The organism is Tropicibacter alexandrii, from assembly GCF_003667315.2.
GTDB lineage: Bacteria > Pseudomonadota > Alphaproteobacteria > Rhodobacterales > Rhodobacteraceae > Tropicibacter > Tropicibacter alexandrii.
The window spans coordinates 256,630-273,611 of record NZ_RCTZ02000003.1 but is presented as its reverse complement, the minus strand read 5'-3'; the positions used below and the strand labels follow the sequence as shown (position 1 = coordinate 273,611).

General features: G+C 66.3%; 13 protein-coding genes. 10 read left to right on the top strand and 3 right to left on the bottom strand.

The features are described 5' to 3' along the window. The first annotated feature begins 51 nt into the window (after positions 1–51). The 10 genes from D8Z78_RS05720 to D8Z78_RS05675 all read left to right on the top strand — a co-directional run bounded on the left by D8Z78_RS05720 (position 52) and on the right by D8Z78_RS05675 (position 13,986). Positions 52–1,413, top strand: a complete 1,362-nt coding sequence (locus D8Z78_RS05720; protein ID WP_128910627.1) for a CmpA/NrtA family ABC transporter substrate-binding protein — start codon at positions 52–54, stop codon at positions 1,411–1,413. 102 nt (positions 1,414–1,515) lie between these two features. Next, positions 1,516–2,601 carry an ABC transporter permease gene (locus D8Z78_RS05715; RefSeq protein ID WP_128910626.1) on the top strand — a complete coding sequence of 362 codons (1,086 nt, stop codon included), beginning with the start codon at positions 1,516–1,518 and terminating at the stop codon, positions 2,599–2,601. Between the two features lie 44 nt (positions 2,602–2,645). Further along, on the top strand, positions 2,646–4,352 hold the full coding sequence (locus tag D8Z78_RS05710; RefSeq protein WP_128910625.1) for an ABC transporter ATP-binding protein: 1,707 nt from the start codon (positions 2,646–2,648) through the stop codon (positions 4,350–4,352). 5 nt (positions 4,353–4,357) lie between these two features. Further along, positions 4,358–6,787, top strand: coding sequence for a nitrite reductase large subunit NirB (gene nirB / locus D8Z78_RS05705; protein ID WP_128910624.1), 2,430 nt, complete (start codon positions 4,358–4,360; stop codon positions 6,785–6,787). Positions 6,788–6,911: 124 nt separating this feature from the next. Next, complete coding sequence (gene nirD / locus D8Z78_RS05700; RefSeq protein ID WP_128910623.1) at positions 6,912–7,241, top strand: nitrite reductase small subunit NirD; 330 nt, start codon at positions 6,912–6,914, stop codon at positions 7,239–7,241. Continuing rightward, positions 7,241–9,871: a nitrate reductase gene (locus D8Z78_RS05695; RefSeq protein WP_128910732.1), complete on the top strand. Its 2,631-nt coding sequence runs from the start codon at positions 7,241–7,243 to the stop codon at positions 9,869–9,871. The genes nirD and D8Z78_RS05695 overlap by 1 nt, the downstream gene beginning before the upstream one ends. Then, positions 9,868–10,803 (top strand): glycosyl transferase family protein, encoded by a 936-nt coding sequence (locus D8Z78_RS05690; protein WP_128910622.1) that lies wholly within the window; start codon positions 9,868–9,870, stop codon positions 10,801–10,803. The genes D8Z78_RS05695 and D8Z78_RS05690 overlap by 4 nt, the downstream gene beginning before the upstream one ends. 14 nt (positions 10,804–10,817) lie before the next feature. Beyond that, entirely contained in the window at positions 10,818–11,783 is a 966-nt protein-coding gene (gene cobA / locus D8Z78_RS05685) for a uroporphyrinogen-III C-methyltransferase (RefSeq protein WP_128910621.1), read from the top strand. 359 nt (positions 11,784–12,142) lie between these two features. Further along, positions 12,143–13,522: a multicopper oxidase family protein gene (locus tag D8Z78_RS05680; protein ID WP_128910620.1), complete on the top strand. Its 1,380-nt coding sequence runs from the start codon at positions 12,143–12,145 to the stop codon at positions 13,520–13,522. A gap of 29 nt (positions 13,523–13,551) precedes the next feature. After that, positions 13,552–13,986 carry a c-type cytochrome gene (locus D8Z78_RS05675; RefSeq protein ID WP_128910619.1) on the top strand — a complete coding sequence of 145 codons (435 nt, stop codon included), beginning with the start codon at positions 13,552–13,554 and terminating at the stop codon, positions 13,984–13,986. Between the two features lie 57 nt (positions 13,987–14,043). On the opposite strand, the gene D8Z78_RS05670 is transcribed toward D8Z78_RS05675, so the two are convergent. From D8Z78_RS05670 to D8Z78_RS05660, 3 genes are read right to left on the bottom strand one after another with little or no spacing between them, the layout of a single operon-like run. After that, complete coding sequence (locus tag D8Z78_RS05670; RefSeq protein ID WP_164932892.1) at positions 14,044–15,627, bottom strand: chemotaxis protein CheW; 1,584 nt, start codon at positions 15,625–15,627, stop codon at positions 14,044–14,046. A gap of 8 nt (positions 15,628–15,635) precedes the next feature. Then, positions 15,636–16,115 (bottom strand): chemotaxis protein CheD, encoded by a 480-nt coding sequence (locus D8Z78_RS05665; RefSeq protein WP_128910617.1) that lies wholly within the window; start codon positions 16,113–16,115, stop codon positions 15,636–15,638. Beyond that, entirely contained in the window at positions 16,112–16,981 is an 870-nt protein-coding gene (locus tag D8Z78_RS05660; RefSeq protein WP_240672001.1) for a CheR family methyltransferase, read from the bottom strand. Before D8Z78_RS05660 ends, D8Z78_RS05665 begins: the two co-directional genes overlap by 4 nt. Position 16,982 lies beyond the last annotated feature (1 nt).

The following is a 16,982-nucleotide window of genomic DNA, read 5'->3' as shown; positions in this document are numbered from 1 at the left end:
AGCGGCCTTTTTTTCGTTTCGCAGGGCGTGATGCCCAAGAAAGGACAGATGATGAAGACTCTCCTCCTCGGCCTTGCAGCCACGACCGCACTGATCAGCCCCGCCATGGCGCTGGATCTGGAAAAAGACGAACTGACCTTCGGCTTCATCAAGCTGACTGACATGGCCCCCTTGGCCGTGGCCTACGAGCAGGGCTATTTTCTGGACGAGGGGCTGTTCGTCACGCTCGAAGCACAGGCCAACTGGAAGGTGCTGCTGGATGGCGTGATCGGCGGGCAGTTGGACGGCGCGCATATGCTGGCCGGTCAACCGCTGGCTGCGACCATCGGCTTTGGCACCGAGGCGCATATCATCACGCCCTTTTCCATGGACCTGAACGGCAACGGCATCACCGTCAGCAACGAGGTCTGGGAAAAGATGCTGCCGCATATCCCCAAGATGGACGATGGCCGCCCGCAGCACCCGATCAGCGCCGAGGCCTTGGCCCCGGTGGTCGAGGAATTCCGCGCCGAGGGCAAGCCGTTCAACATGGGCATGGTCTTTCCCGTCTCGACCCACAATTACGAATTGCGCTACTGGCTGGCCGCCGGTGGGCTGCATCCGGGCTATTATTCGCCCGAGAATGTCACCGGCCAGATCGGCGCGGATGTCTTCCTGTCGGTGACGCCCCCGCCGCAGATGCCCGCCACGTTGGAGGCCGGCACGATCTACGGCTATTGCGTGGGCGAGCCGTGGAACCAGCAGGCGGTCTTCAAGGGGATCGGCGTGCCGGTCATCACCGACTACCAACTGTGGAAGAACAACCCCGAAAAGGTGTTCGGCATCACCGCCGAATTCGCCGAAGAGTACCCCAACACCACGCTCGCCGTGACCAAGGCGCTGATCCGCGCCGCGATCTGGCTGGATGAGAACGACAACGCCAACCGTCCAGAGGCTGTCGAGATCCTGTCGCGCCCGGAATATGTCGGTGCCGATGCCGAGGTGATCGCCAATTCGATGACCGGTTTCTTTGAATTCGAGAAGGGCGACAAGCGCGACATACCCGACTTCAACGTGTTCTTCCGGCACAATGCGACCTACCCGTTCTACTCGGACGCGATCTGGTACCTGACCCAGATGCGCCGCTGGGGCCAGATCGCCGAGGCCAAGCCCGACAGTTGGTACGACGAGGTCGCCAAATCCGTCTACAAGCCCGACATCTACCTTCAGGCCGCGCGGATGCTGGTCGACGAGGGGCTGGCGAACGAGGCGGACTTCCCGTGGGACAGCGACGGCTACAAGGCGCCGACCCCGGCCGAGGACATCATCGACGGCATCGCCTATGACGGCCGTTTCCCGAACGCCTATCTCGACAGCCTGCCGATCGGCCTGAAGGGCGAACAGACCGTCGTCGGCACCGACGTGAAGGGCTGACGACCAAGAGGCCCCGGGTCACGGCCCGGGGCGTGTTTCACTCCCTGACACCGCAGCCCGGGCATCTGACCGGGGCCTCTCCCTCCGAAAGAGGACCATGACATGACAACCGTCGATCCGAACTTCACCGCCACCGATCCCGACCGCGAGGCCCGCCGCGCGCGCCTGTTCAGCCGCATCACCACCGCCGACAAGTGGTTTCAGGTGCTGGGACTGGCGTGGATCACCCCGATCCTGCGCGCCGCCGCTGGCGACAATCCCCGCGCGCAAGGCAAAGAAATCTGGCGTCTGCTGGTCGTGCCCTTGCTGGCCATCTGCGCCTTTCTGCTGATGTGGGGCACGCTGGCCCCCAAGGTGCAGACCAGCCTTGGCGCCGTGCCCGGCCCCGCTCAGGTCTGGGAAGAGGTGGTGAACCTCCATCAAGATGCCCGCGCCAAAGCCGAAAAGCGCGAGAAATTCGAAACGATGGTCGAGAAGCGCAACCAAAAGCTGATCGAGGCGGGCAAGGCCGACGAGGTCAAGACCATCGCCTATACCGGCGCGCCCTCTTACTACGAACAGATCTGGACCTCGATCAAGACGGTGTTCTTCGGCTTTTTGCTGGCCACGGTGATCGCCGTGCCGCTGGGCATCGCGGCGGGCCTGTCGCCGACCGCAAACGCCGCGATCAACCCACTGGTGCAGATCTTCAAACCGGTCTCGCCTTTGGCATGGCTGCCCATCGTCACGATGATCGTCAGCGCGGTCTATGCGACGAATGACGGGCTGTTTGCCAAGTCCTTCCTGATCTCGGCCATCACCGTGACGCTGTGCTCGCTCTGGCCGACGCTGATCAACACCGCGCTGGGGGTGGCCAGCATCGACAAGGATCTGGTCAACGTCTCGAAGGTCCTCAAGATGAACACCCGGGTCAAGATCACCAAGCTGGTGCTGCCCTCGGCGCTGCCGCTGATCTTTACCGGGCTGCGTCTGTCCTTGGGCGTGGGCTGGATGGTGCTGATCGCGGCAGAGATGCTGGCGCAGAACCCCGGCCTTGGGAAATTCGTCTGGGACGAATTCCAGAACGGGTCCTCCTCGTCGCTCGCCAAGATTATGGTCGCGGTCTTCACCATCGGGATCATCGGCTTCTTGCTGGATCGGGTGATGTTCGCGCTGCAATCCCTGTTCACCTTCACGAACAACCGGTGACTCGCGCTCAAGTAGCGACGCGATAGCGCAAAAAGGAGTTACTCATGAGTATTCTCGAATTCAAAAGCGTTTCCAAAAGCTTCGGCTCCGGTGTTCATGCAACCCATGTGCTGAACGACATCGACCTCGACGTTCAGGAAGGCGAATTCCTCGTCATCCTCGGCTTCTCAGGCACCGGCAAGACGACGCTGATCAACCTGATGGCGGGGCTTGAGACCCCGACCAAGGGCAGCGTCACCTTCAAAGGCGCACCGATCACCGGCCCCGGCCCGGAACGCGGCGTGATCTTTCAAAGCTATTCGCTGATGCCGTGGCTGACCGTGGCGGGCAATGTGGGGCTGGCGGTCGACACCGTCTTTCCCGGACTGTCGCGGGCCGAACGCGCGAAGAAGGTCGCGCATTACGTCGACATGGTGGGCCTTGGCCACGCGGCCACGCGCCGTCCCGCCGAATTGTCCGGCGGGATGCGCCAGCGGGTCAACGTCGCCCGTGCGCTGGCCATGAACCCCGAGGTGCTGCTGCTGGACGAACCGCTCAGCGCGCTCGACGCGCTGACCCGCGCCAACCTCGCGGACGAGATCGAAGCGATCTGGGACGCGGACAAGAAGACCTGCGTGCTGATCACCAACGACGTGGACGAGGCGATCATCCTTGCCGACCGGATCATCGCGCTGAACCCGGATGGCACGCTGGGGGCCGAGTTCACGGTCACCCTCCCCCGCCCCCGCGACCGTGTTGCGATGAACACCAACGAGACCTTCAAGCGGCTGCGCGCCGAGGTCACCGGCTACCTGATGGATGTGGGCATCGAGGCCCGCATCGAAGGCGCGCGCCAACTGCCCGACGTCACCCCGATCCATGGCGTTCCGGCGGCGGTGAAGGACGCCCAAGAGGGCCTGATCGACGACCGCTTTCTGGATTTCAGCCAGTTGCACAAGATCTACCCGACGCCCAAGGGCCGGCTGACCGTGGTCGAGGACTTCAACCTGAAAATCGACCGGGGCGAGTTCATCAGCCTGATCGGCCATTCCGGCTGTGGCAAATCCACCGTCCTGACCATGGCCGCCGGTCTGAATGGCATTTCCAAGGGCGCGATCAAGCTGGATGGCCGCCATGTCGAGGGCGCCGATCCCGAGCGCGCCGTGGTCTTCCAGTCGCCGAACCTGTTCCCGTGGCTGTCGGCGCGCGAGAACTGCGCGATTGGCGTCGACAAGGTCTATCCCCGCGCATCTCAGGCCGAACGGCAGGACGTGGTGGACTATTACCTCGAACGGGTGGGCCTTGCCGATGCGATGGACAAGCCCGCCTGCGACATGTCGAACGGCATGCAACAGCGCGTCGGCATCGCCCGCGCCTTTGCCCTGTCGCCGAAACTGCTGCTGCTGGATGAACCCTTTGGCATGCTCGACAGCCTGACCCGGTGGGAGCTGCAAGAGGTCCTGATGGAGGTCTGGTCCCGCACTAGGGTCACCGCGATCTGCGTCACCCATGACGTCGACGAGGCGATCTTGCTGGCCGACCGCGTGGTGATGATGACCAACGGCCCGCAGGCCACCATCGGCAAGATCACAAAGGTCGACCTGCCGCGCCCGCGCACCCGCAAGGCGCTGCTCGAACACCCCGATTACTACGCCTACCGGCAGGACGTGCTTGATTTCCTTGAGGAATACGAACACGGCCGCACGCCAAAGCCCGCCTCTGGCGGGACACCCAAATCCAAACCGAAACCCCAAGCCTTGGCCGCGGAGTGAGGGACATGAAACAGAAACTGGTCATCATCGGCGCGGGCATGGCCTCGGGCCGCCTGATCGAGACGCTGGTCGAGACGGCCCCCGACGCCTACGACATCACCCTGTTCAACGCCGAGCCGCGCGGCAACTACAACCGGCTGATGCTGTCGCCGGTGCTGTCGGGCGAAAAAACCTATGACGAGATCGTCACCCATGACGAGGCGTTCTACGACGCCCATGGCGTGACCTGCCGCTTTGGCGAGTGGGTCACCGGTATCGACCGCGCCGCCAAGGTCGTCACCGGCACGCATGGCCCGGTCGCCTATGACAAGCTGGTCATCGGCACAGGCTCGCTGCCCTTCATCATCCCGCTGCCGGGGCACGATCTGGACGGCGTGATCGCCTATCGCGACCTCGAAGACACGCAGCGCATGATGGCCATGGGCGCTGGTCGCCGCGTCGTTGTGATCGGCGGTGGCCTTCTGGGGCTGGAGGCCGCGGCAGGCATGGCCGCGCGCGGTGCCGACGTCACCGTGGTGCACATCATGGGCCACCTGATGGAACGGCAACTGGACGAGGCGGCGGGTTATCTGCTGAAGACATCGCTGGAGGACAAAGGCATCACCGTCCGCCTGCAGTCGAACTCCAAGGAGATCCTCGGCGAAAACGGCCATGTGAAGGCGCTGATGCTGGACGACGGCACCGAACTGCCCTGCGACCTGCTGGTGATGGCGGTGGGCATCCGCCCGAACGTGGCGCTTGGCAAGGAGGCCGGTCTGGCCGTGGGCCGGGGCATCCATGTGGATAACCAGATGGTCACCTCCGACCCCGATATCCTGTCGGTCGGCGAATGTGTCGAACATCAGGGCGCGGTCTTCGGCCTTGTCGCGCCGCTTTACGAACAGGCAAAGGTCGCGGCCCAGACTCTGTTGGGGCAAGAGGCGGCTTTTGTTCAGAAATCCCTGTCGACCAAGCTGAAGGTCACCGGCTGCGACCTGTTCAGCGCGGGCGACTTTGCCGATGCGCCGGGCCGCGAGGACATCGTCTTTCGCGACCCGTCGCGCGGCGTCTACAAGCGGCTGGTCATCGAGAAAGACCGCCTGATCGGTGCCGTCATGTATGGCGACACCGCCGACGGGGCATGGTTCTTTGGCCTCATCAAGGACGGTACGCCCATCGACGACATGCGCGAGACGCTGATCTTCGGCCCGGCCTTTCAGGGAGGTGCCCAAGCGGACCCTCTGTCAGCCGTTGCAGCCTTGCCGCCTGAGGCGGAAATCTGTGGCTGCAACGGCATTTGCAAGGGCACCATCACCGAAGCCATCGCGGGCGGCGCGCATGATCTGGCGGCGGTCAGGTCCACGACAAAGGCCAGCGCGTCCTGCGGCACCTGCACAGGGCTGGTGGAACAGGTGTTGCAGGTCTCGCTGGGCGACGCCTTCCAGATGCCCACCGCCCAGCCGATCTGCGGCTGTTGCGACCTCAGCCACGAGGACGTGCGGCGGCTGATCAAGGCCAAGGCGCTGAAATCCCAACCCGCCGTCTGGCAGGAACTGGGGTGGAAGACGCCGAACGGCTGCCATGTCTGCCGCCCGGCGGTGAACTTCTACCTGCTGGCGGACTGGCCGTTGGAGTATCGCGACGATCCGCAAAGCCGCTTCGTCAACGAACGCAAACACGCCAACATCCAGAAGGACGGCACCTTCAGCGTCGTGCCGCGCATGTGGGGCGGGATCACCACCCCGGACGAGCTGCGCGCCATCGCCGATGCGGCGGACAAATACGCCGTGCCGACCGTCAAGGTCACCGGCGGTCAGCGCATCGACCTGCTGGGCGTCAAAGGCGAGGACCTGCCGCATATCTGGGCCGATCTGAACCGCGCGGGGCTGGTGTCTGGACACGCCTATTCCAAGGGGCTACGCACGGTGAAAACCTGTGTCGGCACCGATCATTGCCGCTTTGGCACACAAGACTCGACGGGTCTGGGGATCAAGCTCGAACAGGCGCTGTGGGGGTCGTGGACCCCGCACAAGGTCAAGCTGGCAGTGTCCGGCTGCCCCCGCAACTGCGCCGAGGCGACCTGCAAGGATGTGGGCATCGTCTGCGTCGACAGTGGCTATCAGGTCGGCGTCGGCGGGGCGGCGGGCATGGATGTCAAGGAAACCGAGCGGCTGATCGACGTCGCAACCGAGGCAGAGGCGATTGCCGTCACCGTGGCCTTTGTCCAGCTGTACCGCGAGAACGCCAAGTATCTCGACCGGCCCTATAAATGGCTGGGCAAGGTCGGGCTGGACTGGGTGCGAGAGCGCATCCTTGATCCTGCCGAAAGGCAACGCTTGGTCGACGCCTTTGAACTGTCCCAATCCATCTACCGCAAGGACCCGTGGGCCGAACATGCCGCGCGCCCCCGCGCCTACGCCCCCCTTGCCGACCTCACCTTGGAGGCTGCGGAATGAACGGCGCGACACCCGCCCCGGGCTTGACCGGGGGCCTCCCCCTCAACGCGCCCCGACCCAAAGGTCCCGGGTCAAGCCCGGGACGGGTGGGGCAAGACTGTACGGTCTGCAAGGAGCCGACGCCATGAGCTGGATCGACATCGCCGCCATTGACGACATCCCCGAGCGCGGCGCGCGCGTGGTCAAGACGCCGGTGGGTTGCATCGCGCTGTTCCGGACTGCCGTGGCCGAGGTCTTTGCCGCGTCCAACACCTGCCCGCACAAGGGCGGGCCTCTGGCCGACGGGATCGTCCACGGGCAAAAGGTCACCTGCCCGCTGCACAACTGGGTCTTTGACCTCAACACCGGGCAGGCGGTGGGCGAGGATGCCCGCATCGCCACCTACCCGGTGCGGATCGAGGCGGGCCGCGTGCTGCTCGACGGCATGGCCGTCGGCAAACGGAGCGCCGCGTGATGGACGGTGCGGGCTTCCCCGAGACCCGCTCGACCTGCCCCTATTGCGGGGTGGGTTGCGGCGTGTTGCTGCGCGCCGATGGCCAAGGCGGGCTTGACGTGCGCGGCGACCCGGACCACCCGGCGAACCGCGGACGGCTGTGTTCCAAGGGCTCGGCGCTGGCCGAAACCGTGGGGCTGGAGGGCCGCCTGCTGGCGCCACGCATCGACGGGCAGGATGCAACATGGGATGATGCGCTGACCTTGGTGGCCGACAAATTCCGCGCCGCCATCGACACGCACGGGCCGGACAGCGTCGCCTTCTACGTCTCGGGGCAGTTGCTGACCGAGGACTATTACATCGCCAACAAGCTGATGAAGGGCTTCATCGGCTCGGCCAATATCGACACGAATTCAAGGCTGTGCATGGCGTCGACCGTGGCGGGGCACCGCCGCGCATTCGGCACCGACACCGTGCCCGGCACCTATGAGGACCTCGACGAGGCCGATCTGGTCGTGCTGGTGGGCTCCAACCTCGCATGGTGTCACCCGGTGTTGCACCAGCGCGTGCTGGCCGCGAAACAGGCGCGCGGCACCAAGATCGTCGTGATCGACCCGCGCCGCACCGCGACCTGCGATGGGGCAGACATGCACCTGCCGCTGCAACCTGGCAGCGACGTGGCGCTGTTCAACCGCCTGCTGGTGACGCTGTATGAAGGCGGCGCGCTGGACAATGCCTATCTGCGGCACACACAGGGCTTCGACGCGGCGCTGGACGCGGCGTTCAACGACAAGACCGCCGTCACCGGCCTGTCCGACGCCCAGATCGACGCCTTCTGCCAGCTGTGGATGCGGACCGAGAAGGTCGTGACCGTCTTCAGCCAAGGGGTGAACCAGTCCTCCTCCGGCAGCGACAAGGTCAACGCGATCCTCAACTGCCACCTTGCGACGGGGCGCATCGGCCAGCCCGGCATGGGGCCGCTTTCCGTCACCGGCCAGCCCAACGCCATGGGCGGGCGCGAGGTTGGCGGCCTGGCCAATATGCTCGCCTGTCACCTCGATATCGAGAACCCCGATCACCGCGCCGCGGTGCGCGACTTCTGGCAGGCCCCCGCCATGCCCGAGGCTCCGGGGTTGAAGGCCGTCGACATGTTCCGCGCGGTGGGCGATGGGCGGATCAAGGCGCTGTGGATCATCCACACCAACCCCGCCGTCTCGATGCCCGATGCCGACGCCGTGCGCACCGCGATCAAGGGCTGCGACTTCACCGTGGTCAGCGACATCACCGCCCAGACCGATACCGCGCGGCTGGCCGATGTGCTGCTGCCCGCGACCGCATGGGCCGAAAAGGAGGGCACCGTCACCAATTCCGACCGCACCATCAGCCGACAGCGCGCCGTGTTGCCCGCGACGGGCCAAGCGCGCCCCGACTGGGCGATCCTCGCCGAGGTGGGCGCGCGCATGGGGTTTGCCAAGGCCTTCGACTATGCCACGCCCGCAGAGATCTTTCGCGAATACGCGGCCCTGTCGGGCATCGCCGGGCGCCTTGGGCGCGATTTCGACATTTCCGGGCTGAAGGGGCTGACCGATGCGGGCTACGACCGGCTGACGCCGACCCGCTGGCCGGTGACCGAGGCCCGGCAGGGCGGGCGCTTTTTCGGGGATGGGGCGTTTTTCCACGCCGATGGCAAGGCGCGCCTATTGCCCGTCAGCCACCGCGCACCTGCGGCAAAGACCGCGCCGCGCTACCCGTTTCGGCTGAACACCGGCCGGGTGCGCGACCAGTGGCACACCATGACCCGCACCGGGCTCAGCCCGCGCCTGTCGGCGCATCTGGCCGAACCATTCCTTGACATCCATCCCGACGACGCCCGCGCGCAGGGCATCGTCCCGGCCGACCTCGTCCGCGTCACCAGCCCGCAGGGGCGCGCCATCCTTCGGGCCCGGATCACCGATGCGGTGCAGCCCGGGCAGGTCTTTGCGCCGATGCACTGGACGGGCGAGACCGCGCCCTCGGCCCGGATCGATGCGCTTGTGGCCCCGGTCACCGACCCGGTTTCGGGACAACCCGAAAGCAAGGCCAGCGTGGTCGCCGTCCAGCCCTTTGCCGCCGCATGGTACGGCTTCGCGGTCTCGCGCACGGACATGGTGCCGGACTGCGCCTATTGGGCGCGGATGCGCACGCAGGCGGGCTGGCGGGCGGAACTGGCGGGGGAGGCGCCGGTCGCCGACTGGGAGGCCGAGGCGCTGCGCTTGTTCGGCCTGCCGCAGGGTGAAACGGCGGTGATCCTCGACGCGGCGCGTGGCATCGCCCGCGTCGCGGTCTTTGCAGGCGGGCGCTTGCAGGGCGCGCTGTTTGTCGCGCCAGAGCCGGTGGCGGTGATGCGCGACCACCTCGCGACGCTGCCCGGACAGGAGGCCCATGGCGTCCTGTCAGGCCGCCCGCCCGCCGACATGCCCGATCCCGGTCCGGTGCTGTGCGCCTGCTTCAACGTGGGCGTGGGCACGCTGCTGCGCGCGATCGAAGGCGACGGGTTGCTCAGCGTCGACGCCGTGGGCGCGGCGCTTCAGGCCGGGACGAATTGCGGATCGTGCAAGCCGGAAATCGCGGCGCTTCTGCGCGCGGCGCAGGTCAGGGAGGCGGCGGAATGAGCCTGTCTGACCATGTGCGCACGCTGGGGCGCGGCCCGGGCCGGTCGCGGTCGCTGACGCAGGACGAGGCGCAGGACGCCATGCGCCTGATGCTGGACGGCGCCGCGCCCGAGGCGACAGGCGCGCTGTTGATGCTGCTGCGCATGAAGGGCGAGACCGCCGCAGAGATCGCGGGCCTTGCCGGTGCGGCCTGCGCGGCGCTGCCGCAGATGCCGCCGGTCGACCTCGATTGGCCCAGCTACGCGGCGGGCCGGACGCGCGGCCAGCCGTGGTTCCTGCTGTCGGCGCGGCTGGTGGCGCAGGCCGGTCATCGCGTGCTGATCCATGGCTGGAACGGCACCGACCCGAAGGTGCGCGCGGGCCTCGCGGCGGCGGGGATCGCCGTGGCCCGCACCCCGGCGGAGGCCGCCGATCTGCTCGACCGCGACCGCATTGCCTACATGCCGCTCGAAGCCCTGCACCCGGCGCTGTTCGCCCTGTTGTCCCTGCGCGATGTGCTGGGCCTGCGGTCCTGCATCAACACGGTCTGCCGCATGCTGAACCCGGGCCGCGCGGCGGCCAGCGTGCAGGGCGTCTTTCACCCGTCCTACCGGCTGCTGCAGGCGGAAGCCGCGCGGCTGATGGGCTGGCAGGACCTGTCGGTGATCAAGGGCGGCGGCGGCGAATTCGAACGCTACCCCGCCAAGGCCATCGCCGCCTTCGGCCTGCGCGACGGCACCCCGTGGGAGACCACCCTGCCCGCCCGGATCGATGAGGCGCGCCGCCTGTCCGATACCGCCGCGCTGCCGCTGGACCGCCAGACCGCCACGGCCTTTGACGTCGAAACCGTGCTCGGCACCGCCGAGCTTGCCTTGGACACGTTGGGCCGGACCCAGCCCCGAGGCCTTGCCTCCGAGCTTTGGGCGCGTGGCGCCCGGCCCCACGCCGCCTAAAAGGACCCCGCACGATGAAAGCCCTCGCCCCGTCTGCCCGCCCCGTGACCCTTGCCGGGTTTGCCGCCTTGCGCGACCGGCTGGGCCGCGATCTGGCCCCGCGCCTGCACGCCGCCTTTGCCCGCGCGTTCCAGCGTGATCCGCAAGCGCTTTGGCAGCAGGACCGCGACCGGTCCACGCCCCGGTCTGCCGAGGCAACCTGCCCCGCCAACCGCCGCGGCGAGATCGCCCTCGTCGGGGCCGGTCCCGGTGCGCGCGACCTGCTGACCCTGCGCGCGGTCGAGCGCATTCAGGCCGCCGACGTGATCTTTTACGACCGGCTGGTGGATGACGACGTGCTGGACCTTGCGCGGCCCGGGGCCGAAAAAGTCTTTGTCGGCAAGCATGTCGGCGCACATGCGTGGCCGCAGGCGCGGATCAATCGCGTGATCGTCGCCGAGGCCCTCAGGGGGCGGCGCGTGGTGCGGCTCAAATCCGGCGATCCGGGGATCTTTGGCCGCGCCGGAGAGGAAATCGACGCCGCCCGCGCCGCCGGCATCGCGATAGAGCTGGTCCCCGGGGTCACCGCCGTTTCAGCGGCGGGCGCCGCCTTGGGGCGGTCGCTGACCGAACGCGGCGTGTCCAACACGCTGGTGCTGGCCACCGGCACCGGCAGCGCCGAGGACCCCCTGCCCGATTGCACCCGGCTGGCCGGGCCGGGCACGACCACGGCCTTTTACATGGCCGCGCGTCAGGCCGATCGGATCGCCCGCGCGTTGATGGCGCGGGGGCTGCCGCCCGACGCCCGGATCGACGTGGTCGTCGATGCCTCGAAACCGGGGCAGCGCCAGTTTTCGGCACCGGTCGCGCAGCTGACTGACATGATGGCCCGCGAATCCGTCACCGGCTGCGCGATCCTGCTGTTGACCTGGCCCGAAGCGCGCGCGCCGCTACCAAGCCACCTGCCCATTGAGCGCCATCCAGCCCTGATGGAGGCCTGACCGGCGTCAGGCCCACCCGACAGATCGGCCATGGGCGCTCGGGCCATGCCGCCCCGCAGCGATTGGCTTGGTTGCCCGCCGTCGAGGCGCGCAAAGAAGCGGACACGCGTTGCGCGGTCCGCATCATCCCCCTCTCCTGTCCGAGACCAGCGTTGGATGACCAACGCTGCACGGCATCCCGCCAAGGATCGACATGTGGCCGGAAATATGGGGGTCGCCCTGACGCGGATGCACCCTATAAAAGGGCGTGGGCACCATGGTGGCCTGTCCGCACAGCCGGGACTGACCAAAGCCGATATCGCCGGGATCGCACCCGATAAGCGCTTCGGCGCACCAATGGCACAAACGAGGAGATGCGCATGAAACTGACCCGCAGGAGCTTTTGCGCCGGGATGGCCGGTGTCGCCGGGATGGCGCTGGCCCGCCCCGCCTTGGCCGCCCCCGAGGCGCTGACCGCGCGCAAGGCAACCGTGCAACTGGCTCCCGAAGGGTATCCCGCGACCGAGGTCTGGTCCTATGACGGGACCATTCCCGGGCCGTTGATCCGCGTGCCGCAGGGCGGGCGCGTGACCCGGCAACTGGTGAACGACCTGGACGTGCCGACCTCGATCCATTGGCATGGCATCCGCATCGACAATGCGATGGACGGGGTCGCGGGCCTGACGCAGGACCCCGCCGCGCCGGGCGAGACCTTCGACTATGACTTTGCCGTGCCCGATGCCGGAACCTATTGGTATCACGCGCATAAGAACTCGATGGAGCAGGTCGCGCGCGGCCTGTCCGGCGTGCTGATCGTGGATGAGGCCACCCCGCCGGACGTCGACCGTGACGAGGTGCTTATGCTGGATGACTGGCTGCTCGACCCCGAGACCGGCGCGTTCGCCGAACCCTTCGCCCACCCGATGATGATGAGCCATGGCGGGCGGACCGGCAACCTGATCGGGGTGAACGGGCAATATGCCTATGCGATGCAGGCCGAGACCGGCGAACGCCTGCGCCTGCGGCTGATCAACGCCGCCAATGCCCGGATCTTTGGCCTGAAGCTGGAGGGCATGACCGGCTGGACCGTCGCGCTCGATGGGATGCCGCTGGACGCGCCCGAGGAGGTGAGTGGAGAGATCGTTCTTGCCCCGGCGCAGCGCGTCGACCTGATCGTGGATGTGACCACCAGCGACGGCCCCGCCGGGCTGCTGATGTCACTGGACGGCGACAGCTGGGAGGCGCTGGTGGAGATCGCCGTGACCGGTGCGCGCGCCCCGCGCAACACCGCCCCCGCGCCGCTGCCCGCCAATCCGAACACCGCTTTGCCGGACCTGTCGAACGCGCGCCGTTTCGACATGGTGATGGAGGGCGGCGCAATGGCGGGCATGGACGGCGCCACCTACCAAGGCGAGCAACTGGATTTCCGCGCGCTGATCGAAAAAGGCCAGTTCTGGGCGCTGTCCGGTCAGGCGGGCCTGTCCGACACGCCCTTTGCCGCCCTGAAACGCGGCGAGGTGGCGCGGATCACCTTGACCAACCGCACGGCGTTTCCGCACGCCATGCACCTGCACGGCATGCATTTCCGCGAGGTCCGCGCCGATGGCACCATGGGCCCGCTGCGCGACACCATCCTGTCCGTCCCGGACGCGCCGCTCGACATTGCCTTTACCGCCGACAATCCCGGCAAGTGGCTGATGCATTGCCACATGCTGGCCCATGCCGCATCCGGCATGAACACGTGGATCGAGGTGGCATGACGGTTTTCAAGACAAAGGAGAACGGGACATTGAAAAAGACAGTCTTCGTCGTGGCATTGGTGGCCCTCGGCAGCGCCGCGCTGGCGCATGGCGGGGTCAGGAACGAGGACGTGCTGGCGCGCATGGAGGTCATGAAGGCGATCGGCGACCAGATGAAGATCATCGGCGCGATGGCCAAGGGCGAAGCGGCGTTCGACGCCGTCGCCGCCAACGACGCCCTGACCAAGATCGCCGCGCAATCGGCGCAGATCGAACCGTCGTTCGAGACCCGCGCCGACGATCCCAAATCCGAGGCGCTGCCCGCGATCTGGCAGGATTGGGAGGACTTTGTGCAGCTCGCCTCGGCCACGGAAACCACGGCCGAAGGGTTGATTGGAACGGTTTCGGCGCAAGTCGATCTTGGCCCGGCATTGGGGAAATTGGGCGGAACCTGCAAGGCCTGCCATTCGAAATACCGCAAGTAACCCAGCCGCGCCCAGTTCACTGTGGCGCGCCGTCACGGCGCCACCGACCGGCTGATGCTAGGCCACCGGCTTTGCATCCAGCGACATCCCGCCCGCCTTCTTGAAGCAACGCTTCAGGAAACTGTCCGTGTCCAGAACCATGACCGGGCCATGCGCCGGGCTTTGGATGCATCCGCCATCATCCTCGACGATTTGCAACTGGGTTCCGCCTTGCTTGATCGTCATCTTGTCGGACACCCGGTTCGCCGTCGTGTTGACGATCTCGTCCACGGAATCGACGAGTATGCCGTATTTGCGACCGTCGTGAAGAAAGATCAGGACCTTCGCCCCGGTGCGGTCGATATCCGGCAAACCGTAAACCTTGCGGGGGTTTATCAGGGTGATGAGTTCCCCCCGGAGGTTGATGATGCCATCGACGAAGTCGAGCGCATAGGGTGGCCGCAGCAGGCTCTTGGGGTAGGAAATGATCTCGCTCACGGTCTGCGAGTTCAACGCCGAGCGTGTCTCGATCATGAAGACGATGAAGGTCATACGGGCGCCTGTTGCCCCCTCGAACCGCGCGGCCTTGGATTTGCATTCGCCCGGATGCACCTCGCGGCAGCGCAGCGCCGTGTCGACCAGCATCCGGTCGCGCTTCAACACCTCGTGGTCGAGCATCAGGATGATCTCGTCGCTCTTGTTCACGAGACAACCCCGGATCAGGTCGGCGCGTGGCAGCGCGAGCTTGGTGAATTGCAGGATCTCGTCCTCGAAACAGCTCATGATGCTGTCGATGGAATAGACCAGCACGCCGACAAGGCCGCCCTCGGTGCTGATGACCAGCATCTTTCTGGAGGGCGGGTAAACCTCGCTCGACTTGATGCTGGCGCGGTCCCCCATGAAGTTGCGCGCATCCGCCACCGGGATGATCTGCCCGCGCAGGTTGGTGACGCCGATGAAACAGTCATGCACCAGCATCGAGTCATTGATTTCGGGCGCATCCATCACCTCTTCGACGTGGCGCAGATCGATGGCGCAGGTCGTATGGCCGAACTGGAAGGTGATGCAGTTGAAACGCTGGCCGCGATGGGCGGTGCCAAGCAGATGGTTGCGACGGGCCAACGCCCCGGCGCGCGGCACCTTCTTGAGGTTCAACAGAAGATGCGGATCGAGGATCTGCACGATGCGTCGCCCGTCGTCGAGCTTCAGCAGGCCCTGAACGACGATATCCTTGAGCTCGCCATCGCGCGGGCGAAAATCGACATGGGCAGCGCCCTGAATGTTCAGAACCTCGCCGGTGCGGTCGATCGTCAGGCCGATGCAGACATCGCCATCCTCGACGATCGCCACCTTGCGATCCGTCACCTCGCGGTCCGGCAGGCCTAGAAGGCGCCGCAGGTCGATGATCGGAACGATCGTGCCGCGCAGGTTGAACAGCCCGAGCATATAGTCGGGGGCAAGCGGCATCGACGCAAGCTGCTCCGGCAGGCCGACCACTTCTAGGATGACCGAGGCGTCGAGCGCGAATTCCGTCCCGTCCAGCCAGAACGAGCCGAATATGGCGGGCATCCTGTCCCTCGCGGGCGGCGTGCCCGCTGCATCGGTGGGGGCTTCGGGCTGGCGCTCGATCGTGGTCCCCTGCATCTGGTCTGTTGGCTGCACGGACATGGCTATCCCCCGACTCGTGGAATTTGAATGACGTCAACCTCACCGGAGGTGCAATCGATGGTCACCTGTCGCCCCAGCGCGCCGCCCGTATCCATGTGGATGTTGCGCAGGCCCAGCTTGCGCACGGCCTTGTAGGCACTGTTGGCGTTGATCGTGCCGACAAGGCGCGAGGGGTCGGTATCGACGGGCATGGTCATGTTGGCGCCGCCGACGACGATGGTCCTGACCTTGCGCAGGTCCGCAGGCCCGATTTGCATCAGCGACACCAGCGAGTGCAGGGCCTGATCCACGTAGCGCCCGCTGATCTCGTCGCTGGCCGCGCCCGAGTCCGCCAGCAGGCAATGCGCAAGTCCATAGCTCTGCCGATGCGGATAGAGCAGGCCCAACCCGATGCACGAGCCGAGGATGGCGGTCAGCACCTCGCCCGGCTTGCCGGTCTTGACCTGCCCGATCTGGACATGGATCTTCGTCACCGTGCTCATCGCGCGGCCCCGCTGGCCGGGCGATAGATGATCGGCGCGACCTGTTCGAATTCGGTCGCGATATGCTTGAGCGACTCGCTTTCCCCTATGTAAAGCACGCCCTCGGGATGCAGCGCCTGCCGCACATGGCGCAGGATCCGTTCCTGGTCCGGCGGGGCGAAATAGATCAGCACATTGCGCAAGAAGATCACGTCGAAGGGCGCGGTATCGCGCAACGGGCCCAGCAGGTTGTGCTTTTGAAAGCGGATGCGGGTTTTGATCGCGGGGCGCACCTTCCAGCCCTCCACATCCGAGCCGACCATGAAACGCGCAAAGAGGTCCGGCTGCGCGGCCTGAAACCGCGCAACGGGGCGCCCCTTGTAGTGCCCCTCGGTCGCGATATCGAGCACGCGCGAGGAGATGTCAGTGCCCAGCACCGAGTAATCGAACGCCGAGACGCCCTGCCGGGCCTCCTCGAGGAAGACGCCAGCGGTATGCGCCTCTTCGCCGGTGGATGCGGCGGCGGACCAGACGCGCAGGGAACGCCCCATGGCCTTGTCTGCAAAGCGCCGCACGACCTCGTCGCGGAAATGCGTCCAGATGCGCGGGGTGCGATAGAAATACGTCTCGTTCGTGGTGACCCGATTGGTCAATTCCTGCCGTTCGGACGGATCCGACCGGACGCGGTCGATATAGGCCTTGTAGCTGTCGATCCCCAGTTCGCGCAGCCGTTTGTTCAGCCGCGACACCAGCATCGACTGACGCGTCGGCCCGATGGTGATCCCGGTCTGGTCGTAGATGAGGGCGCGCAGCTTGGCGAATTCGGCCTCGCTCATGGGGGTGGAGACGTCCAGCATGGTCGCCCCCAACTGTCGTGCCGGTTCCATG